Source organism: candidate division WOR-3 bacterium, from assembly GCA_016867815.1.
GTDB lineage: Bacteria > Hydrothermota > Tepidihabitantia > Tepidihabitantales > Tepidihabitantaceae > UBA2258.
Genome location: VGIR01000018.1, coordinates 1 through 19,852 on the forward strand (window position 1 = coordinate 1; position 19,852 = coordinate 19,852).

At 63.3% G+C, this 19,852-nt stretch carries 19 protein-coding genes; 9 read left to right on the forward strand and 10 right to left on the reverse strand.

Features of this window, described 5'->3' with window-relative positions:
* Positions 1 to 694 precede the first annotated feature (694 nt).
* The 7 genes from FJY68_04355 (at position 695) to FJY68_04385 (ending at position 8,710) form a co-directional block, all read left to right on the forward strand.
* On the forward strand, positions 695 to 1,246 hold the full coding sequence (locus FJY68_04355) for a class IV adenylate cyclase (protein ID MBM3331069.1): 552 nt from the start codon (positions 695 to 697) through the stop codon (positions 1,244 to 1,246).
* 273 nt (positions 1,247 to 1,519) lie between these two features.
* On the forward strand, positions 1,520 to 2,455 hold the full coding sequence (locus FJY68_04360) for a hypothetical protein (GenBank protein MBM3331070.1): 936 nt from the start codon (positions 1,520 to 1,522) through the stop codon (positions 2,453 to 2,455).
* A gap of 130 nt (positions 2,456 to 2,585) precedes the next feature.
* Positions 2,586 to 3,860, forward strand: a complete 1,275-nt coding sequence (locus FJY68_04365; protein MBM3331071.1) for a GHKL domain-containing protein — start codon at positions 2,586 to 2,588, stop codon at positions 3,858 to 3,860.
* Positions 3,857 to 5,218: a sigma-54-dependent Fis family transcriptional regulator gene (locus tag FJY68_04370; GenBank protein ID MBM3331072.1), complete on the forward strand. Its 1,362-nt coding sequence runs from the start codon at positions 3,857 to 3,859 to the stop codon at positions 5,216 to 5,218. Before FJY68_04365 ends, FJY68_04370 begins: the two co-directional genes overlap by 4 nt.
* Positions 5,219 to 5,341: 123 nt before the next feature.
* Positions 5,342 to 6,364 (forward strand): hypothetical protein, encoded by a 1,023-nt coding sequence (locus FJY68_04375; protein ID MBM3331073.1) that lies wholly within the window; start codon positions 5,342 to 5,344, stop codon positions 6,362 to 6,364.
* Positions 6,365 to 6,427: 63 nt separating this feature from the next.
* Positions 6,428 to 7,678 (forward strand): hypothetical protein, encoded by a 1,251-nt coding sequence (locus tag FJY68_04380; GenBank protein ID MBM3331074.1) that lies wholly within the window; start codon positions 6,428 to 6,430, stop codon positions 7,676 to 7,678.
* A 105-nt stretch (positions 7,679 to 7,783) separates the two neighbouring features.
* Positions 7,784 to 8,710: a carboxypeptidase regulatory-like domain-containing protein gene (locus FJY68_04385; protein ID MBM3331075.1), complete on the forward strand. Its 927-nt coding sequence runs from the start codon at positions 7,784 to 7,786 to the stop codon at positions 8,708 to 8,710.
* A 94-nt stretch (positions 8,711 to 8,804) separates the two neighbouring features.
* On the opposite strand, the gene pstB is transcribed toward FJY68_04385, so the two are convergent.
* The 6 genes from pstB to FJY68_04415 form a co-directional block, all read right to left on the reverse strand.
* Positions 8,805 to 9,632, reverse strand: coding sequence for a phosphate ABC transporter ATP-binding protein (gene pstB, locus FJY68_04390; protein MBM3331076.1), 828 nt, complete (start codon positions 9,630 to 9,632; stop codon positions 8,805 to 8,807).
* 11 nt (positions 9,633 to 9,643) lie between these two features.
* The gene (locus FJY68_04395; protein MBM3331077.1) at positions 9,644 to 10,465 is read right to left on the reverse strand and encodes a phosphate ABC transporter ATP-binding protein; all 822 of its coding nucleotides are present in this window, start codon (positions 10,463 to 10,465) and stop codon (positions 9,644 to 9,646) included.
* A gap of 24 nt (positions 10,466 to 10,489) precedes the next feature.
* Positions 10,490 to 11,326: a phosphate ABC transporter permease PstA gene (gene pstA, locus FJY68_04400; GenBank protein MBM3331078.1), complete on the reverse strand. Its 837-nt coding sequence runs from the start codon at positions 11,324 to 11,326 to the stop codon at positions 10,490 to 10,492.
* Positions 11,327 to 11,426: 100 nt separating this feature from the next.
* Positions 11,427 to 12,266, reverse strand: a complete 840-nt coding sequence (gene pstC / locus FJY68_04405) for a phosphate ABC transporter permease subunit PstC (GenBank protein ID MBM3331079.1) — start codon at positions 12,264 to 12,266, stop codon at positions 11,427 to 11,429.
* A gap of 99 nt (positions 12,267 to 12,365) precedes the next feature.
* Positions 12,366 to 13,202, reverse strand: a complete 837-nt coding sequence (locus FJY68_04410) for a phosphate ABC transporter substrate-binding protein (GenBank protein ID MBM3331080.1) — start codon at positions 13,200 to 13,202, stop codon at positions 12,366 to 12,368.
* A 73-nt stretch (positions 13,203 to 13,275) separates the two neighbouring features.
* Positions 13,276 to 13,605, reverse strand: coding sequence for a DMT family protein (locus FJY68_04415; GenBank protein MBM3331081.1), 330 nt, complete (start codon positions 13,603 to 13,605; stop codon positions 13,276 to 13,278).
* 129 nt (positions 13,606 to 13,734) lie between these two features.
* Here FJY68_04415 and FJY68_04420 point away from each other — a divergent pair, with 129 nt between their 5' ends.
* Together FJY68_04420 and FJY68_04425 are read left to right on the forward strand one after the other, a co-directional pair.
* Positions 13,735 to 14,577, forward strand: a complete 843-nt coding sequence (locus FJY68_04420) for a sugar phosphate isomerase/epimerase (GenBank protein MBM3331082.1) — start codon at positions 13,735 to 13,737, stop codon at positions 14,575 to 14,577.
* 169 nt (positions 14,578 to 14,746) lie between these two features.
* Positions 14,747 to 15,082, forward strand: coding sequence for a hypothetical protein (locus FJY68_04425; protein MBM3331083.1), 336 nt, complete (start codon positions 14,747 to 14,749; stop codon positions 15,080 to 15,082).
* A 61-nt stretch (positions 15,083 to 15,143) separates the two neighbouring features.
* Here FJY68_04425 and FJY68_04430 read toward each other — a convergent pair whose 3' ends face one another.
* From FJY68_04430 to FJY68_04445, 4 genes are all read right to left on the reverse strand, one after another.
* Positions 15,144 to 15,644: a rubrerythrin family protein gene (locus FJY68_04430; protein ID MBM3331084.1), complete on the reverse strand. Its 501-nt coding sequence runs from the start codon at positions 15,642 to 15,644 to the stop codon at positions 15,144 to 15,146.
* 104 nt (positions 15,645 to 15,748) lie between these two features.
* Entirely contained in the window at positions 15,749 to 16,468 is a 720-nt protein-coding gene (locus FJY68_04435; protein ID MBM3331085.1) for a hypothetical protein, read from the reverse strand.
* Between the two features lie 51 nt (positions 16,469 to 16,519).
* A complete protein-coding gene (locus FJY68_04440) occupies positions 16,520 to 18,316 on the reverse strand; it encodes a long-chain fatty acid--CoA ligase (protein ID MBM3331086.1) in 1,797 nt (598 codons plus the stop codon).
* A 125-nt stretch (positions 18,317 to 18,441) separates the two neighbouring features.
* Complete coding sequence (locus FJY68_04445; GenBank protein MBM3331087.1) at positions 18,442 to 19,851, reverse strand: aminotransferase class I/II-fold pyridoxal phosphate-dependent enzyme; 1,410 nt, start codon at positions 19,849 to 19,851, stop codon at positions 18,442 to 18,444.
* Position 19,852 lies beyond the last annotated feature (1 nt).

The following is a 19,852-nucleotide window of genomic DNA, read 5'->3' on the forward strand; positions in this document are numbered from 1 at the left end:
CACGGCGTAAGTTTCCTCTCTGCCGGCCGTCACCGGCGGTTGGTTTGACTAACGACATTGGAGCTTACGCCTTCTTCCTTTCCGGTCAAAATCAGCCCCGAATTTACAGGGATTATAGGACATCACCGACAATTCAGGGGGCAATCCCCCGGGCGAGGGAGGGGACTTTCGTGGAAGTGACCTAGCGTTCGATTCCTCAGACAGTTAGGTGGATTGGCGGCTCCCCAGGCTTGTATCCAAAGACTAAACTTCCGGCGTTGGCTCCGGAGCGAAGCTGACCTGCTCTGATGCCTTATGCTTTCCGTTCGTCTCCGCCAATCTGCATTCTGCACTCTCCCTTCTGAATTCTGACTTCGGCTTGACTTGCAGCAGAGAGCATCTATTCTCTTGCCGCAATGGGCGCGTCTGCTTCCGACTCCCTCGAAGGCCAGGTTGACCGCTTCGACCAGGACCGCAAGGTCTTCCTCTCCGGCGACCATCAGGCAGGGACTTCCTGTGTCGAAATCGGCAGGAACGAGGACAGGATTCTTGACACTTCTCTGAGCAGGAATTGTGAAAGCGCCCCTCTTTTCCCTCACAGTTCAGAGCGATGTCAAGGCGAGGCATGACAAGATGGTCGAGTTCGAGCGGAGTGATGTTTCGGAGTATCTGCGATTCTCACGCGATTTGACGACGACGAGACGGCCGCGCAGGCATCCGGGGGCGAAGGGAGCCTGATTTGCGGGAAGTAGAGGCGAAGGTCCTCGACATCGACCGAACGGCGGTGGAACTGAAGCTGGCCGAACTGGGGGTGATTGTAGGGCCGGAGCAAAGCTTCTCTGCGGTCTTCTTCGATTTCCCTGACGGACGACTCGGTACTGCCGGGCTGTTGCTGCGGCTACGCCGGGAGGGCGATCGGAGCTTTGTGACGTCCAAGCGGCGGGTGCCCGAAGAGGAAATGAAGGTGCGGGAAGAAACGGAGGTCGAGGTCGCAGGCTTTGAGGAATGCCGCAGTCTGCTCACCTCGCTCGGTTTCGTGGAAACCACGCGTGTCGACAAGTTCCGGGCAAGCTGCCGGCTGGGCAACGCCTCTGTCGTTATCGACCGCCACGCCGGCGAGCTTTCCTTCATACCGGAACTGCTGGAGATCGAGGCCGGCAGTGCTGAGGAGGTCCGATCGGTCGCGGCCCGGCTCGGTTTCAGTCCCAATCAACTGCGGCCGTGGGGTTTGGCGCAGCTAGTCGACCACTACCGCCGACGCGGCTAGTCCGGCGCCGCGTTCCTGTCACCACAGGTCTGTCCAGGCGGCGCAAACCGCGCCGGCAGCCCATGTGGTCCAGTTGGGCCAATAGCGTACCGGGCTGAACACCCCGCCAAAGGCCGAACCCCACGGCAGTAGCGAACCTGGCCGTTGGCACACTCCGTGCATTGGACGGGACAAGATGAAGTACACCACGTGCAGGCCGCAACCGGCTGAGCCCAAAGTCGAGGTCCGGCCGGCGGTCTGCCCGCAAGTCAAAACAGAAGCAAGGAGAAGGAGATGAAGAGAACGACAACGCTGGTCGTCGTGGCGCTGCTCGTCGCAGTGGTCGCGATCGTCGGTTGTCAGCGCCGGGACCGCGACCAGCAGGCCATCGAGTCGCTGCTGGCCGGATCAGGGTATACGAACGACCCGAACGCGCAGAGCTACGGTCAGAACGACACGACCCCGGAGTCCGGGGGCGACGGTACGTTCGGGGCCGAGAGCTACGAGGAGATACCGTTCGTCCGCTTCCGCCGCTACATCCCGCCGCAGGGGTTCTCCCGTACCCTGAACATCCAGATTCCCGCGTTCCCGGGCGGGCCGGACACGACCGCGCTCGTGACGATAACGTGGGATGTCATAGGGGAGTTGCGCACGATGTTCGACACCACGTCCAACCCGATTCCCGTCTGGCGCAAGCCGTTCCACGACGTCTCCGTCCGCAAGGTCTATCTTGAGAAGTACTCCGGACGCTGGCATATCGTCAAGGTGTCGCCGCTGGTCGTAGCCACGCAGAACGCAGCGTACGAACTGCAGGTCACCAGCCTGCACGCGGTGGGCCGCGTATCAGGCGAGGATTTCGACCTGACGACATCGGACACGATGCTGACCAAGGAACAGCTACCGTGCTTCGTGCCGAACGATACCGTCGATGTCACCATTACCGTGACGAGCAGCGACGACTCCTGCTGGGCATTCCTGTATCACGGCCGGCCGGCGCGACCGCGCGTGTGGCGCAGTCCGTACTGGCGTGCCGGCACCTGGACGTTCGAGAGGACGTGGGTCATCGGCGACGAGGCAGAGTATGACCGGCCGCACGTCCGGCCGAGCATACACGACGCCATCGGCTGGGGTACGCTATGGGCCGATTCCTCCAAGCCGTACGTCTCCGCAGCCTGGGGTGTTCCGTATATCGTCAAGTACCCGTCCGAGGAGATCCCCGCCGACGAGTAGCGCCTCCTTCAGTCGTAGGGAAGTGCCGGGCCAGAGTGGCCCGGCACTGCGTCGGGCCCGGCGCGTGCTGAGGCTGAGCGACAGGTTGAGCGGTCGTTGTAGTCATAGGGTTTTCCTGTAGAATCCGGCGATGCGGCGGTTCACCTTCTGGGCCGTTGTGCTCGCTGTGGTCGCGATCATCGCGTTCAACGTTCAGGGATGGCTGGTGCTGACGCGGACCAGCCGGGTGCTGGAGAAGGAGCTGGGCGACCGGCTCCAGGCGGTCGCAACTACGCTCGCCGCCGTGCTCGGCGGCCGCTACGATTCGCCCGGCACCGCTTCGCTGCTCTCCGACGTGATGCGGTCGAACAATCTCTTCAACTTGTTTGTCGTCGACGAGAGCCTCGCCTATGTCGCCAACGCCCGCGACCCGAAACTCGCCGGCGAGAAGGCCGCGGTCGAGGTCGACGCCGCCGAGGTTCTCGCCGCCTTTGCCGGCGCGCCGAGCCAGACCCGGCTCTACGCGGCCGGGCCGTACTACCTGAAGAGCGCGTTCGCGCCGCTCGCTGATTCTTCCGGCGTGGTTGCGGCCGTGCTCGGCGTCGAGGCCGACGCCCGGTTCTTTTCGACCCTGACCGGGTTCCGCACGTCGCTGCTGCTCATCAATGCTCTTAGCCTCGTCGCCATTGTCACCGTCGTGCTGGTGTCGGCGAGCCTGGCCCGCCGGGCCCTGGTGCTCGAAAAGGCCGCAGGCCGGGCTGCGACCATGGCGCTCCTCGGTCAGATGTCGGCGGCGATGGCGCACGATATCCGCAACCCGCTGGGCATCATCCGCGCATCGGCCGAGCGGCTGAAGAAGCGCTACGGCGGGGAAGGTGACGCCACTTTCGACTACATCCCCGAGGAGGTGGACCGGCTGGACCGGGTGGTTGCGAGCTACCTGAGCCTGGGCGCTTCCCGGCCCGGCGCTTCGGCGCCGATCGACGTGGCCGAGGTCGTTGCCGGAGTGCTGAAGGACGTGGAGCACGAAACCGCCCGCAGCGGCATCGCCGTGGAGACCGAGCTGGCAGGGCTGCCTACAGTCCATGCCAACCCGGTCGAGCTGCGGCAGGTCTTTCTGAATCTCGTCCTCAATGCAGTTCAGGCCCAGCCGCAAGGCGGGGCAATCCGCATCGCCGGTCGGCGCGACAGGGACTGGCTGGTCGTGGGGGTGAGCGACAAGGGACCGGGCATCAGGCGCGAGGACCTGGCTCGGGTGTTTGAACCTTTCTACACGACCAAGGAGAAGGGCTCGGGCCTCGGCCTTTTCTCGGTGAAGCGGATCGTTGAGGCGCACCGTGGCCGGGTTACGATCGAGGCAGCTCCCGGTTCGGGCACAACTGTGGAAGTCCGGCTGCCATTCGAGAAGGGAAGGGGTTCACGATGAAGGTACTTGTCATTGACGACGAGGAGCGTTTTGCCCGGCTGGTGGCCGAAGAGCTGAAGGACGCGGGACACGAAACCACCGTGCGTACTGGCGGGGCTGAGGCCGCAAGGGAGGCCGGCGCCGGGTACGACGTAGTTATCACCGACCTGAAGATGACGCCGGTCGACGGCATCGCCGTGCTGGAGAGCGTGAAGGCGGCCAGCCCGGAGACCGAGGTTATTGTGATGACTGCGTTCGGAGCAGTAGATACCGCGGTCGAGGCGATGAAGAAGGGCGCGGCCGACTTCATCACCAAGCCGTTCGCGATGGACCAGCTCCGGCTGCGCCTGGAGCGGATTGCCGAGAAGCTGGCGCTCAGACGTGAGAACCGGGCGCTCAGATCTGAGGCCGACCGGCTCGGTGAGATGGTCGGAGCCAGCGCCGCGATGAAGAAGGTCCGCGACCTGGTGGAAAAGGTCGCGCCGAGCGATACGTCGGTGCTGATACTCGGGGAGAGCGGGGTCGGCAAGGAGCTGGTTGCACGGCTCATCCACCGGCAGAGCGGGCGTGCGGGCCGGCCCCTGGTAGTCGTCCACGCCGCAGCCCTGCCCGAAACTCTGCTCGAGAGCGAGCTCTTCGGCTATGAGAAGGGTGCTTTCACCGGCGCCAATGCGCGAAAGCCGGGTCGGGTCGAGGCGGCGGACGGCGGAACGCTTTTTCTTGACGAGATCGGTGAGATCTCGCCCGCGTTCCAGGTGAAACTGCTCAGGTTTGTGCAGGAGAAGACCTTTGTCCGGCTCGGCGGCAACCAGACGCTGAAGGTCGATACCCGAGTCGTGGCAGCGACTAACCGTGATCTCGGAACCGAGGTGCGCGATGGCCGGTTCCGCGAGGACCTGTATTACCGGTTGGCCGTTTTCCCGATTACTGTGCCTCCATTGCGAGAGCGGAAAACCGACCTGCCTGCGCTCTGTGGCCATATCCTGACCCGGCTCGGCGCAGCGCCCGACCTGGGTGCCAGCGTAATGGAGCTCGTTTCCGACCACGACTGGCCGGGCAACGTTCGCGAACTGGAGAACGTGCTCGAGCGGGCACTGATTCTGTCCGGCGGCGGGACTATCGCGCCGCAGCACATCCAGTTGCCGGAACCGGTCCTTGTCCGCGCCAGTCCGGGAACTGCAAAGCCAGGGGGACTGTCCTCGGTTTCGCAAGCCGGCCCTCTGCACGAGATGGAGAGGCAGATGCTCGAGGACGCGCTGCGCAAGTCCGGCGGTAACAAGTCCAAGGCAGCGAAGCTGCTGGGCATCACCCGCCGGATGTTGTACACGAAGCTCGAACGGCACGGGCTGGCCAGAGATGAGGCCGCAGATGCAGAGTGAACGCGTGCTTCGGCCGTGCCTCAGGGTACAGGTTGTGCGATTCTGCACAGGATCCCGCCAAGCTAACTCGCCGGCAATAGAGGATTTAGCTCAGGCACGCCTTGTGCAATTGTTCCATACGACATGAAAAGGCTGATTGTCGTTTGTCTGCTGTTGTTGGTCGGTGTTGCCGCTGCCCAGACGGAGCGCGAGCGTGTTCGCACGGAACTGGTGAAGACCGATGAACTGCTAGCCGAAGTCAAGCCGATTGTGGACGGCACGCGCGTCGAGGAAGCCAAGCAGTTGTTCAGGTGGGCTGTCAGCCTCCAGCAGTCAGCGTGGTCTTCATTCCAGCTCAGGCTGCATGGCCGGGCCAGGGATCTGACTTTGCGCGCACGGGAGCGCGCGAGGCAGGCCAAGGTCGCGGCCGAAATTGACCCGGAACGGGTGCGCGAAGAGGTCCGCCGGACCCGCGACGCGATGGCCGAGTTCGGACCGGCGATTGTCAGGGCCAACATCCCACGCGCCAATCAGCTCTGGAAGATGGCGCAGACCGAGCAGGCGGCGGCCGAGAATCACCTGGCAGCGTCGCGCTACGGGTACGCGCTCAAGTTCACCCTGGCCGCGCGCGAGCACGGCCGGGCCGCGTTCGCGGCAATCCGTGGTCGGGTCGGCGTAGAGCGCGTGGAACGCGAGCTCGACCGCACCGACGGTCTGATTGAGAAGGCAAGAGACCGGCTTGGCCAGACTACCGCGAGACGTGCGACCGAGGTCTTGAACAAGGCGGTCGAACTCCAGCGCCAGGCGCGGCAGGCATTCTCGGAGAACCGTCCCCTGGCCGCGCTGCGACAGACCCTGGCTGCCCGCGACCTGCTGCTGCGGGCGTGGGAGGCGGGCCGGGCCGGGGTCACCCTTGAGCTGGTCGAGCAGGCGATGGCCGGGAATGACGCGCTCGTCAGCGACTGGGCCGAGTCAATCCGCGCTGGCGCGGACTCGCCGGCTGCGAAGCTGCTCGAACAGGGCATCCGGCATCAGGAGAACGCGCGCGGGATGCTCGCTCAGGGGCAGCTCAGGCTGGCTTTGGCCGAATGTCACAAGGCCCGGCGGCTGCTCCAGCGCGCCGTGGAATTGGTCCAGACCGAGGATGCGCCGTACGGGCCGCGCTAGCCTGCCTGCGCGCAGCGCGGAAGCAGGCCAGGCCCGGACTCGGCGGACTCCACCCGACGGCCGGTGACAATCCTGCTGCTTGCCGCTGTTACCGGCCTGAGCATCAGGCATGAGGTCGGCATGGCTGGGGACTACACCAACCAGACCTACGGCATCATCGACTACGATACACTCCGCGACCCGGATGAGTGGGACACGCTGGACATCGAGACCGAGGCAAGGACGTTCTGGAACCTGGATCTCGAGGCCGGGAAGGGCAGCACGCGCTTCACGGTCGCGAATGACTTCGACATCTCGACCCGGTCGCTGCGTGAGGGCCTTTCGCTCACACTCGGTCAGAAGCTCGCCGAGAACCTCGGCCTTGAGCTGCGCAACGATGCCGAGGGGAGGTGGTACCACGACGCGCTGCCCAGCCTGGCCGACACCGGATTTCAGAGAGACTACCTGACCAATACCAGCGATCTCGAACTCGACTTCGCAGCCCGGCCCGGGCTGGACCTTTCTGCCTCAGGACAGGTGCAGATTTTTCACTACCCGGAGCCGGATTCGTTCAACTACGACTACCTGCTGGGACGGGCCGGGGTTGGCGTGGATCAGGAATTGGGCGGGATGTCGTCGCTAAGCCTGGACTACGAGTGGTCGCGCCGCTGGGCCACGGCGGCAGACAGCCAGGATTTCCTGGAGCACGGTCTTGATGCGGAACTCGAGCTGTACCTCGACGACGGCCCCCATCTGAATCTGACCAATGCCGCAGCCCGGCGTCAATACCCGGCGCGCAGCCGCAGCTCCTGGGAGGAAGCACCCGGCCTGCGCCTCGGCTTCAACCTGTCGCCGGTCGTGGAATTGAATCTCGAAGACGAGGCGCGCTGGACATGGTATGACACGCCGACCGCGGTTTATACCGACCTCTTCGAGAACAGCCTGAAGCTAGCGGTCCAATGGCAGGCGACCGGGGGACTGAGCTTGCGCGCCGGGCCCCAACTCGACGCCGGTCGCAGTCTGCCCCAGCCGACGGCTGACGACTATCGAGAAAGCTCGGTCGCCGCCGGAATCGACTACATGAAGCTGGACCGGCTCTGGTTCTCGCTCGAAGACCGGCTCGGCGTTCGGCGCTATCCGCTCGACGACTCCTCGTTCCAGTCGAACTACGTCTTCAACGAGTTTAACCTGATGGTCAACTGGACGGTATTCAAGGCCGGTCGCAGCGGGCTGTCGCTCAACGGCATGGCGGTTATCTCGCCCGAGTGGCACGGGGACAAGTCGAGTGACCTTTCAACGCGTATCTTCACCCTTGAACTCAGATACGGGCTGTAGCGCCCGCGTCGCTGTCCGGTCCCGTTCACCTTTGGACGTTCGCGCACGCCTGCGCATCCGTCCTCGGGGATCAGTTGCCTGTAACAGAGAGTCTGAAGGTCTGGCATGCCGGGTGCAATGCTCCAGTGCGATGACCGCCAAGAATCTGTCAACAAACGGAGGACTGCTATGAAGAGACTGCTGCTAGCCCTGATCCTGACCGCTGCCGCCGCCTTTGCCGGCGGCATCACAGGCCAGGTCGTAGATGCTGAGACCGGCGACCCGATTGCCGGGGCAGTCGTCGTCGCCAGGTCAGCGAGCGACGCCGGCCGGGCGCAGACGAATGAACGCGGTGTCTACCGCATCACCGACCTCGAGCCGGGCAAGTACAGCGTTGCTGCCAAGGCTCGCGGGTATCTGCTTTCCCGCTACCCACGCCCGGTCCCGGTTCGCGCGACCGAGATGACCGATGGCATTGACTTCCGACTGGCGGGGAAGCGGGCCGGTGATGGCGCCATCTCCGGACGGGTTGTAGACCGACGGACCGACGAGCCAATCCGTGGCGCGACAATTGTCGCGGTTGGCGGCGGCGCCAGGTACAAGGCAAGAACCGACGGTCGGGGTAGATACCTGCTCCGAGGACTCAAGCCGGGCCGGTACAGCGTCACCGCCGGCGCCCGCGGCTATGTCAAGGAGTCGTACCCGCGGCCGGTGCCGGTCGTTGCCGGACGCGTGACCAAGGACATCGATTTCGCGCTCGCTTCCCGGCAAAGGTCGGGCGCAATCACCGGCCGGGTAGTAGACGCCCGTACCCGTGAGCCGATTGCCGGCGCGGTCGTAGTCGCCCGGGGCGAGCACGGAAACGGACGCGCCCTGACCGACCGCCGCGGCCACTACGTTCTCAAGCTCAAGCCGGGCTCCTACCAGGTCGCTGCCCGCGCCCGCGGCTACGTGCCCGAGGCCTATCCGCGCCCGGTACCTGTCAAGCCCGGACGCGTGACCAAAGACATAGACTTCGCGCTGCGTCACAGTCAGGCCGGCCTGGCCGACTGACAGAACGGTTTCGCAACTGCCCGCTGCCGTCCCGGCGGCGGGCAGTCGCTTTCAGGCGAGACCAGAGGCCCTGCGACCGTCAGGCGGCCAGCGGCTATCCGAAGCGGCCGGAGATGTAGTTCTCGGTGTCGGTTTGTTTGGGGGTGGTGAAGATCTGCTTGGTCGCGCCGAATTCCTTGAGCACGCCCAGCAGCATGAAGCCGGTATAGTCGGAGACCCGGGCCGCCTGCTGCATGTTGTGGGTCACGATGACGATGCAGTACTTCTCTTTCAGGCCCCGCATTAGGTCCTCGACGTGCAGCGTGGCAATCGGGTCGAGCGCCGAGCAGGGCTCATCCATCAGCAGCACCTCGGGTTCGACCGCGAGCATCCGGGCGATGCAGAGCCGCTGACGTTGCTCGTCGGTGAGCCGCAGCGCACTCTCGTTCAGCTTGTCTTTGACCTCGTCCCACATGTGCACCGAGCGGAGGCAGCGTTCGACAATGGCCTGAAGCTCGGAGCCGTTGTTGGTGCCGTGGACGCGCGGGCCATAGGCTACATTATCGAACACCGAGAGTGGAAAGACGTTGGGGCGCTGAAAGACCATGCCGACGCGCTTCCGGAGTCCGAGCACACTGAGCCGGTAGATGTCGTGTCCGTCGAGTAGAATTTCGCCCTTGATGCGGGCTCCGTCCACGAGTTCGTTCATCCGGTTCAGGCTGCGCAGGAGTGTGGACTTCCCGCAACCGGAAGGGCCGATAATGGCGGTTATCGCACGGGCGGGGAAGGCGATGGACACGGACTTGACTGCCTGGAAGCTGCCGTAGAAGACGTCGAGGTTGCGGGTGGAGAGTTTGACAGAAGAGGGATCGGGGGAGCGAGGGATCAAGGGATCAAGTGCAGAACCCGGACTTTCCACCACTGTATCCCTTTGGCCCTTCATCCCTCTATCCCTCATCCGATGCGGCCCGAGACGTAGTCGTCGGTGCGCTTGTCCCTGGGGGTAGTGAACATCTGCGCCGCCTCGCCCTCTTCGACGAGCTCGCCGGAGAGGAAGAAGGCGACGCGGTCCGAGACCCGGGCCGCCTGCTTGACGTTGTTAGTTACCAGCACCCAGGTGAAACGGCTCTTCAGTTCACGCATCGCGTTCTCTATCTGGGCAGTTGATATCGGATCGAGCCCGGAGGTCGGCTCGTCCATCATGATCACCTCGGGGTTGACCGCAATGGTGCGGGCGATACAGAGACGCTGTTGCTGGCCGCCCGACAGACGAAGCGCAGAGGTCTGAAGTCGGTCCTTGACTTCGTCCCAGAGAGCGGCGGCGCGCAGGCTCTGTTCGACCAGGTCGGCGAGTTGCGACTTGTGCGGTCGGGCCTTGAGGCGCGGGCCATAGGCGATGTTGTCATAGATGGTGCCGGGCAGTGGGACCGGGGTCGCGAAAATTAGCCCGACCCGGCGGCGCAGAGCGTCGATGTTAATCCGGCGCACTTCCTCGCCGTCGAGCAGGACGTCGCCGGAACGGAGGAACTCGCGCTGGGTTTCAATCATGCGGTTGATGACGCGCAGGAGAGTGGTCTTGCCACTGTGGGCCGGCCCGATGACCGAGACGATGGAGTTCGCCGCGATGGTAAGGTCTACTCCTTTGAGTATCAGGCGCTTGTTCACCGCCACCGCGAGGTTGTTTATGGAGACTTTGGAGGCAGGCTGAGGTCGAGGTTCAAGTTGAGACGCGGAGCTCTCAGGAGCAGGTTGAGGTCGAGGTTGAGTTTGAGGCATGGAGTCCTTGACCCTAACCTCTCCCTACCGCATCTTCCGGGTCAGGCGGAACATCAGCGAGTAGGCGACGACGTTGATAAGGAGAATCGCGGCGATGAGCAGGAACGCGGTGCCGTAGGCCCGCTCCATCGAGAGGCCCTCGCGGGCCAGTATGTAGAAGTGGACCGCCATGGTGCGGGCCGGGTCGAAGAGCGACTTCGGGATGAGCAAAGACGAACCGGCAGTGAAGATGGTGGCCGCGGTTTCAGCGACACTGCGGCCCATGCCGAGGATGACACCGGTGAGAATACCGGGCAGGGCGTTGGGCAGGACCACTCGCATGATGGTCTGAGACTTGGCCCCGCCGAGCGAATAGCTGACCTCCCGCAGGTTGTAGGGCACGGCGCGGATGGCCTCTTCGCTGGTGCGGATGATGGTCGGCAGAATCATGAAGGCGAGCGTGAGGCCGCCGGCAGCAAGCGACCAGCCCATGCGCAGTCGGATGACGAAGAGGATGAAGCCGAACAGGCCGAAGATTATCGAGGGGACGCCGGCGAGCGCGTCCGCCCCGAAGCGAATGACCCGCGTGATTACCGACTCGCGCGTGTACTCGCACAGGTAGACGGCGCTGCCGACGCCGATGGGAGTGGCGATGGCGATCGCGAGCAGGCTGATGTAGATGGTGGCGATGATGGTCGGCAGGATGCCGCCTTCTTTGCCCATCCGCTCTGGCATGCCGAACAGGAACTCGGGGGTGATGACGCGCGCGCCCTTGCTGGTGATGAACCCGATGATGAAGAAGAGAACTATCAGCGTGAACAATGTCATCGCCGCGAGCAGGACCCAGGCGATGCGCTGCCAGGCGAGAGGGCGAATCACCATGGTAGTCTAGTGGTCAAGTGGCCCAGTGGTCGAGTGGCGGAGTCGGAATCCGGCGTTCTACACTGGGCCACTGGATCACTGGGACACTTGGTCACTCTTCTCACGTTCTCGGCCTCGTGACCGCCAGCGCGATGGTGTTCAGGATGGCGATGATGATGAAGAGGACCATGCCGGTGGCGAAGAGCGCGGCCTGGTGGTCCCCGGAGGCGTAGCCCATCTCGAGCGCGATGTTGGCGGTAAGCGTGCGGACCGGCTGGAGCAGAGACGTGGGCAGGGTCAAGGCGTTGCCCGCGACCATGATGACGGCCATGGTCTCGCCGATGGCGCGGCCCATTCCAAGGATGAACGCGGCGATGATGCCGGACCTGGCTGCGGGCAATTGCACGCGGTAGAGTGTCTGCCACCGAGTGGCGCCCAGCGCGAGCGAGCCTTCTTTGTACAGCGGCGGTACCGCATGGAGCGCATCGAGCGAGATGGCGATTACGGTCGGCAGGGTCATGATGCCGAGGATGATGGCTGAGGCGAGCACGCTGAACCCGGGACCGCCGAATGCCCGGCGGATCATCGGGACGAGCACGACTACGCCGATGAAGCCGTAGACGACGGAAGGGATGCCTGCCAGCAGTTCGATCATCGGCTTCAGGACGCGTACGCTCCAGCGCGGGGCAAACTCCGCGAGGAACATGGCGCAGGAGAGGCCGAGGGTAGCGCCGATGATGACCGCCAGGACAGTGACCTCGAGCGAGCCGACAATCATCGGCAGGATGCCGAACCGTCCCTTGCCTGGAGCCCATTGCGCCGAGGCTATGAAGTCCCAGACCCCGACCTTCGCGACCAGTGGAACGCCCTCGCGGAAGATGAAGTAGGCGATGATGAATATCGTCGCCACGGCCGACAGGGCGACGAGGAGCAGTCCCCTCTCGATCAGCTTCTCGCGCATCAGAGCGTGGTCAAGTGGTCCAGTCGTCCAGTGGTTCAGTGCCGGATACCGGACTCCGGCGATCTGCATTTTGACATCTGCATCTTGCAGTTTGACTTCTCATCGTACTCTCGTGAGTCCTTCTTCAGCCAGTGCCTTCTGGCCCGAGTCGCTGAGTACGTAGTTGATGAACTCCCTTGCCGCGCCGGTGGCCTCGCCGTTGGTGAGGAAGAGGAACCGGCGGACCACCGGGTACTTGCCGCTGCGGATTGCCGTCTCGGTCGGAGCGACGCCGTCCAGTACCACCGCGGCCACGCGTTCGTCGACGAGGCCGGAAGAGATATAGCTGATTGCGGCCGGGTCCGAAGCGACGATTTCGCGAACCGAGCCATTGGAGTTCTGCACGAGCGCGTCGGGCGCGAGCGCGGCCGGCTCCGCCTTGCCGTCCCTGCCCCTTGGCATACCCGCGACCATCACCTTCTCGTCGAAGCTCGCGCGCGTGCCCGAGCCTTCCTCGCGCGTGATGGGGGTGATGCGCTGGTCCGGTCCGCCGAGTTCCTGCCAGTTCCGGATGCGACCCGCAAAAACGTCCCGCGCCTGCACCAGTGTCAGTTTACGCACCGGGTTCCTCGCGTTGACGATGAGCGCGATGGCGTCCAGGGCGATGGGGATTTCCACCAGGCTTGTCTCGGCATCATGCAGTTCCCGGGAGGACATGCCGATGGCGCAGATCCTATTCTGGCATGCCCGGATGCCGGCGCTCGACCCGCCACCCTGGACGCTGATTTCGCTGCCGGGGTGTATGGCCATGTAGTGCTCGGCCAGCAGTTCGGCAAAAGGCTCCACCGAGGTGGAACCGGCAACGGTCAGCGCGTTCTTGGAGCCGCGGCTGCACCCGAGCAGCGAAAGGAGCGCCGCGCACGCGAGGGCCACGAAGTACCGCAATGGTGTCGGCATGCGACTGACACTAATATACTGAGTAGAGTCAAGTGCGTATCAGTTTTGTGTTAGGACTGCGCTAAGGCGAAGTTCACCACTTCTTGAAGATGAAGAAGACCGCCGCGACAATCAGGCCGAAACCAACCAGGTAGTTCCAGCGAAGCTGCTCCTTGAGGTAGACGACCGAGAAGACCGAGAACACCACCAGTGTGATGACTTCCTGAATGGTCTTCAGTTGCGCCCCGCTGAACCGGCCGTAGCCGATGCGGTTGGCTGGGACCTGGAAACAGTACTCGGCGAGCGCGATTCCCCAACTGGCGAGGATGGCCAGCAAGAGAGGGGAATTCCGATACTTAAGATGCCCGTACCACGCGAAAGTCATGAAGATGTTGGAGACAATCAGCAGGCCGATAGTTGCCATGGTGTTGCCAGTATGCCAGGCGCGAGCCGATTTGTCAAAGACGGCTAAGTTGCTGTGCCTGCAAGCGTAAGATGACCGTCAATGCCCAAGAAGTGCTTGACAGCGGGTGGCGCGTTTCTATAATCGCACGTGCATCCGTCCGAACCGGTCCGGCAGCGGCTGGGCCTACAGATTCTCTTTGATTTCTCAAGCATAATCGACGCCATCGGCTTCTGCTCCGACAACGGGCTCCGTGTGCTTGAGCTCAACCTCGGCAATATCGAGTTCCAGCGCCAACTGGCCCACGCCCGCGAGCGGCGGCGGATACGCGCCGCCGCGCTCCGACAGGAGGTGGCCCTGGCAATCCACGCGATTGACGGGCCATCTTTCTTTATACCCAGTGTCAGTGTACGCGCGGCCGGAATCCGCCAGCTCAAACAGGAACTCGACTGGGCGCACGGAGTCGGCGCGAAAAACGTCGTGATGCACCTCGGGTTCGACATGAACTTCGGAATGGATGGGGGCGCGCGCTACACTCACCGGGAATTCCCGGAGTACTACACGCGAGCGCTGACCGAGTCGCTCGCCGAGCTGAAGGCCTACGCGCGCGGAGAGTCGCGGCTCTGCGTCGAGAACGTCGGTGGGTTCCGGTACGACCTTACGCCGCCGATTCTCGACCGGCTCATCGGCGGCAACCTCGGCCTCTGCCTTGACGTCGGGCACATCAACACACTGAAGCCGGATGTGCGGGCGAAGGAGCTTGCGTTCTTCCGCAAGCACCGGGCGCACATCTTCCACAGCCATGTCCACGACAACTCCGGGTTGCGCGACGAGCACTCGGCGCTCGGCCGCGGCCGGATCGACTTCGTGCCGTTCTTCAAGCTGCTTGAGAAGACCGATGCGCTCGTGGTTTTCGAAGTCCGGCCGAAAGAGTCGGCGCTTGAGAGCCTCCGCTACTTTGAGAAGGAGATCGAACCGAGGCTGGGAAGATGACCAGCGCAATCGGAACCCGAAGTATTGCCACGAAAGCACGAAACACACGAAATGAGCCAGCCGACTCCAAGCTCTTCCGTTTCGTGGCCTTCGTGTCTTCGTGGCATCCTTGTCCGAATCCGATCCGGAAGTCCGAAGCAGTGAAGTGGTACGAAGAGCGGAGTTGGTTATGAGCAAAGCAAAGCAGCTCGAACAGCTCGAGCAGGAGTGCCACACGCGAGGCGTTAAGCTCATCTACGACGACCTGCGCAGCGAGGGCGGGCTGTGCCGGTTGCGCGGGTCTTTCTACCTGATTCTCAACCGGCGGCTGGCATCCGAAACCAAGACCCGCATCATCGTGGATGCGCTGGCGCGGGTCCCGGAGCGGATTCCTCAGCCGGAGCCGGCAGTTCAGGTTTCCCCGGCGGAAACCACGCTGGTCGTCGTTGACTATCCGGAGCCGGTGTACGAAGAACCCGGAATCGGCATTCCCGTTGCCGCCGGCGTTCCGAACAGCCAGAGCTAGTCCCGGATTGGAGACACAGCGGCGGGCGCAAGCCCGCCGCTGTCTGTAGGCGCTTCCGCGTCTAGATCTTGATGAAGGTGCTGCCTTTCGCTTTGCAGATGGGGCATGCGTCCGGCACGGAGTCGTACACGGTGTTGCCGCAGACCGGGCAGACGTAGACCTCGCGCTTCGGCAGGTCCTTGCCTGATTCAAGTGCGGCAAGGGCCGCGGTGTAGAGTTCGTGGTGGATCTTCTCGACCGCATTGGCGTAGCGGAACGAGGTCAGGGCCGCCGCGTGTTTGTCCGCTTCAGCATCTTTGATGAACTCGGGGTACATCGAGATGAACTCGTGGTGCTCGCCGGCAATCGCCGCCCTGACGTTTTCCTTCGTGTCTTTCACGCCGCCCATCGCGCGCAGGTGTGCGTGGGCGTGAACCGTCTCGGCTTCGGCGGCGGCGCGGAAGAGCCGGGCGATCTCGGGGAATCCGTCCTGGTCCGCTCTCTTCGCGAATGCCAGGTACTTGCGGTTTGCCTGGCTCTCGCCGGCAAAGGCCGCGGCCAGGTTGTCGAGTGATTTGGGCATGGAGATCCTCTCAGGGAGGGGTCAAGGGGTCGAAGATTCCAGGATTCGAGTGCTCGGATCGATCCGGTTCACTTGAATCCTCGAGTCCTTGATTCCTTGAATCCTCATTCTTTGTTTCCTATCTGTTTGAGCAGTTCCCGCGCTTCGGGTTTGTCGTCGAGTTCGGCGTCGGCCGGGTAGAGCGGGTCAGCGGTGGCGAGCAGGGCATTGAGCTGGGTCCGGGTGGCAAGCCAGCGCTTCTGTTTGACGTAGACCTTGGCGAGGTCGAGCCGGATGAGGCAGTAGTTCGGGGCGCTCTCGATTCCGCGTTTGTAGTACTGCTCCGACTTGTACAGGTCGCCGCCGGCAAACCCGGGCAGTTCGTAGTAGAGCACACCGAGCGCGTCGAGCGCGGTCGGGTGTTTTGGGTTGATCTCAAGAGCGCGGCTGAACGCCTTCTTGAGTCCCGGCACCATGAAGAGCGAGTTGAGGACGCCGCGGGTCTGGCCGATGCGGCCCTGGGCTACGCCCCACCAGCAGTGGCCTTCGTCACTCTTGTCATTGGCTGCAATCAGGGTTTCGGCTATGGCCTTGGCCCGACCGAAATAGCTCAGTTTGTCGCCCTTGGTCGCGGCGTCGTCACCCTTCTGGATGTGGATGCGCGACCAGAGGTAGAGGAGATGCTCGTCCTTCGGTTCGGCTGCGTGGGCCTTCGCCAGCATGTTGTAGGCCGAGTCGAGCCAGGTGCGGTTGAGGTGGCGGTTGAAGAACATGTACTCGGCCCGGTCCGTAGTCGCGGCACCTGCCAGAGTCACTATCGCTGCGAGTAGAAGCAGCCGTTTCATTTTCCCTCCTTACTTCGTCCTTTGTCCTTTGAACTTTCCACTTTCCCGGTTCTAGTGCCCTTCATACATCTTCTCGATTTGGCCGCGGAAGGCGGCGACAACCTGGGGGCGCCGCATCTTCAGGCTTGGGGTCAGGAGTCCGTTCTCGACTGTGAGCGGGTCCGGGACGAGCCAGAACCGGTGGACCTGCTCATACTGGGCAAAGCCCGCCAGCGCCTCCTTGATTTCTTTGTCGTATAGCTTGAGTACTTCAGGATGGTCGAGCACGTCGGTGTAGCGCTTGCAGGCGATGCCTCGCTCCCGGGCGAATCCTTCCAGTGCCAGCGGGCTCGGCACGACCAGCGCGGTGAGGAACGGTCTCTTGTCGCCGTAGACCATTACTTGTTCGACGTACTTGGACTGGGCGATGGCTTGCTCGATGGCGATCGGCGCGATGTTCTTGCCGTAGGAGCTGACTATCAGTTCCTTGATGCGGCCGGTGATGATGAGGTTGCCTTCCGCGTCGAACTTGCCCTGGTCGCCGGTATGGAACCAGCCTTCGGTGTCGATGACCTCAGCGGTTTCTTTGGGCTTGTTCAGGTATCCCTTCATCACGTTGGGGCCGCGAATGAGGATCTCGTCGTTGGGCCCGATGCGAACCTCGACGCCCTTGAGCGGCTTGCCGACCGTGCCGACTCGTTCCTGGCCGGGGACCGCGATACTGGCTGCGGGAGAGGTTTCGGTCAGGCCATAGCCCTCGAGCAGGTTGAACCCGAGGTTGCGGACGATGCGGGCCAGCCTCCGGTCGAGCGGCGCGCTGCCTGAGACCAGCAGCCTGAGCCGGCCCCCGCCCAGCGCCGTCAGCTTTCTGACGACCAGCCGGCCAAGGAGCCAGTGTCTGAACCTGAGCCAGAGGGAGAGCGGGTGGCCGCCGGCACGGAGCCGGGCGTAGCGGCTGTACGTGCGGAGGGTCGAGACCATCAGTGCCCGGCGGAGTGCCGAGCCGGATTCGACCTTTTCCCGAACCGCGTTGTAGACCTTTTCCAGCACCCGCGGCACGACTATCATCACGGTCGGACGAGCGAGCTGGACATCTTCGCGGATGGTCTGGACCGATTCGGCATAGGCAATCGAGCCGCCCGCCATCAGTACGCAGTAGTAACCGCCGGTGCGCTCGAACATGTGGCACAGGGGCAGGAAGGAAACCAGCACGTCGTTCTCGTTGATGCCGAACAGCGGAATCAGGGCCTGGACGTTGGAGAGGATGTTGCGGTGGGTGAGCATCGCGCCCTTTGGCTCGCCGGTCGTTCCCGAGGTGTAGCAGACCGTGAACAGGTCGTCCGGTTCGGGCTTGTGCGGATCGGCAAGCTTCGGGTTCTGCTTCAACGCCTCGGCGCCGGACTTGCGCAACTCGTCGAAGTTGAGCAGTTGCTTGCCCGCCTGGCTCTTGGATTTTTGGCCGTAGACCGTGACCACATCCTGCAGCGGGGCGACCTCGGGCAGAATCCGCGTGATGTTGGCCAGAAGTTCCGGGCTCTCGACGATCAGGTGCGTCACCCCAGCGTCGTTCAGGATGTAGCGAATCGCATCCGCGCCGAGCGTGTGGTAGACCGGAATCAGTATGGCCCCGAGCTTGGCGACGGCGAGATCGGTTGCGACCCATTCCGGCCGGTTGTAGGAATAGATGCCCACCATGGAACCGGGCCTGACTCCGCGTTCGGCCAGACCCGCGGCCAGTTCGTCGACAGTCCGCGAGAGATCCGCATAGCCGATCCCCTGGTACTTCCCTTCGACCTTCCGCATCAGGGCGGTGCGGTCCGCGAACTTCTTCGCTACTTCAGCGAAACAGGCGTAGACGGTGTCAGGCATAGCGCTCCCTTCGGGAAGTCCGAAGTTCGAAACCCGAATGACGATTGAAATCCGAACATTCCGAATTTGTCATTCTGTCTGCATTCGAGTTTCAATCGGGTTTCGAGCTTCGTCATTCGGTATTCCTATATGATATGCAGCTCTTTACCGACAAGTACGAACTTCTGGAGAGCAGTCTGTAGCTGCTCCTCGGTGTGCGTGGCCATCAGGCTGATGCGGACTATCGCCTGGCCGGGTGGTACGGCCGGGAACACTACCGGGTTGGCAAACACCCCTTCCTGCTCCAGTCGTCCCGCGGCCTGGTAGGTCCGGTCGTCGTCGCCCACCGCGATGGGCAGAATAGGCGTGCCGTGGTCGTGGACCGAGAACCCGGCTTTCTTCAGTTCGCTGCTCATGAACCGGGCGTTCGCGCGCAGCCGCTCGACCCGCTCGGGTTCGGATTTGAGAATGCCGAGAGCGGCAATCACCGTTGCGGCCACCGAAGGCGGCAGGCTGGCCGAGAAGACCGACTGCCGGGCGTTGTAGCGGAGGAACTCGGCGACCGCGTGCGGCCCGCCGCTGAAACCGCCGAGAGCGGCCAGTGACTTGGAGAGCGTGCCGGAGGTGACGTCAACGCTGCCTTCCATGTTGTAGTGTTCGGCCGTGCCGCGTCCGGTCCGGCCGAGGACGCCCGTGGCATGAGCATCGTCAACCATCAACTTGCAGTTGTGGGAAACGGCCAGCCGGCGCAGGCCGGGCAAATCGCAGATGTCGCCCTCCATGGAGAAGACGCCGTCAGTGACTATCAACTTGGCTGTCTCCGCCGGTACCGCCTTGAGCTGCGCCTCAAGATCGGCCAGGTCGTTGTGGCGGTAGACGACCGTCTTGGCCTGGGAGCGGCGGCAGCCGTCGATGATGGAGGCGTGGTTCAGTTCGTCTGAGAAGATGAAGTCACCCTCTCCGGCCAGGGCGCTGACAGTCGCGGAGAGTGCCATGAAGCCGGTGGAGAAAGTGACGACTGCCTCGACGTTCTTGAAAGCCGCCAGCGTACGTTCCATTTCGAGGTGCAGGGGCGTGGTTCCGGTGAGCAGTCGGGAACCGGCGCTGCCGGTGCCGTATTCCGCGACGGCCGCGACCGCGGAGGCCTGGACCTTGGGGTGTTCGGTAAGCCCGAGGTAGTTGTTGGAGCCGAGGTTGATGAGTTCCCGTCCGTCGCGGGTGGCGAGCGGGGCCGCAGCCGGCGTTATGGCGCGCGAGTAGAAGAAACGGTTGCGCGCCCGGGCCGACTGCAGTGCGAAGTCGAGCTGACGGCACTTGTCAAAAAGGTCCAGCTTGCCTCCTTTTGCGGCCGGTGGTGGGTCGATTATAGCCCTGCACCGGAACAAGGCAAGGAATGGAATGCGGCGCGTTTGCGGGGAGTATGTAGCCGCGAACCCGCTCTGAAAGGTCTTGACAGTCAGACTGTCATGCCTACAATTACGCGGCAGAAGAAGTTGTGCCCGCGCGGGCAAGCAGGAATCGTTGCGGAGCCGCAAGGCGATTGGCTGCCGCAACATG

Coding starts and splice junctions, on each gene's coding strand:
- FJY68_04360 (MBM3331070.1), top strand. CDS start 1,520: ATGAAGAGAACGACAACGCTGGTCGTCGTGGCGCTGCTCGTCGCAGTG.
- FJY68_04365 (MBM3331071.1), top strand. CDS start 2,586: ATGCGGCGGTTCACCTTCTGGGCCGTTGTGCTCGCTGTGGTCGCGATC.
- FJY68_04370 (MBM3331072.1), top strand. CDS start 3,857: ATGAAGGTACTTGTCATTGACGACGAGGAGCGTTTTGCCCGGCTGGTG.
- FJY68_04375 (MBM3331073.1), top strand. CDS start 5,342: ATGAAAAGGCTGATTGTCGTTTGTCTGCTGTTGTTGGTCGGTGTTGCC.
- FJY68_04385 (MBM3331075.1), top strand. CDS start 7,784: ATGCCGGGTGCAATGCTCCAGTGCGATGACCGCCAAGAATCTGTCAAC.
- pstB (MBM3331076.1), bottom strand. CDS start 9,632: ATGAAGGGCCAAAGGGATACAGTGGTGGAAAGTCCGGGTTCTGCACTT.
- FJY68_04395 (MBM3331077.1), bottom strand. CDS start 10,465: ATGCCTCAAACTCAACCTCGACCTCAACCTGCTCCTGAGAGCTCCGCG.
- pstA (MBM3331078.1), bottom strand. CDS start 11,326: ATGGTGATTCGCCCTCTCGCCTGGCAGCGCATCGCCTGGGTCCTGCTC.
- pstC (MBM3331079.1), bottom strand. CDS start 12,266: ATGCGCGAGAAGCTGATCGAGAGGGGACTGCTCCTCGTCGCCCTGTCG.
- FJY68_04410 (MBM3331080.1), bottom strand. CDS start 13,202: ATGCCGACACCATTGCGGTACTTCGTGGCCCTCGCGTGCGCGGCGCTC.
- FJY68_04415 (MBM3331081.1), bottom strand. CDS start 13,605: ATGGCAACTATCGGCCTGCTGATTGTCTCCAACATCTTCATGACTTTC.
- FJY68_04425 (MBM3331083.1), top strand. CDS start 14,747: ATGAGCAAAGCAAAGCAGCTCGAACAGCTCGAGCAGGAGTGCCACACG.
- FJY68_04430 (MBM3331084.1), bottom strand. CDS start 15,644: ATGCCCAAATCACTCGACAACCTGGCCGCGGCCTTTGCCGGCGAGAGC.
- FJY68_04435 (MBM3331085.1), bottom strand. CDS start 16,468: ATGAAACGGCTGCTTCTACTCGCAGCGATAGTGACTCTGGCAGGTGCC.
- FJY68_04440 (MBM3331086.1), bottom strand. CDS start 18,316: ATGCCTGACACCGTCTACGCCTGTTTCGCTGAAGTAGCGAAGAAGTTC.
- FJY68_04445 (MBM3331087.1), bottom strand. CDS start 19,851: ATGTTGCGGCAGCCAATCGCCTTGCGGCTCCGCAACGATTCCTGCTTG.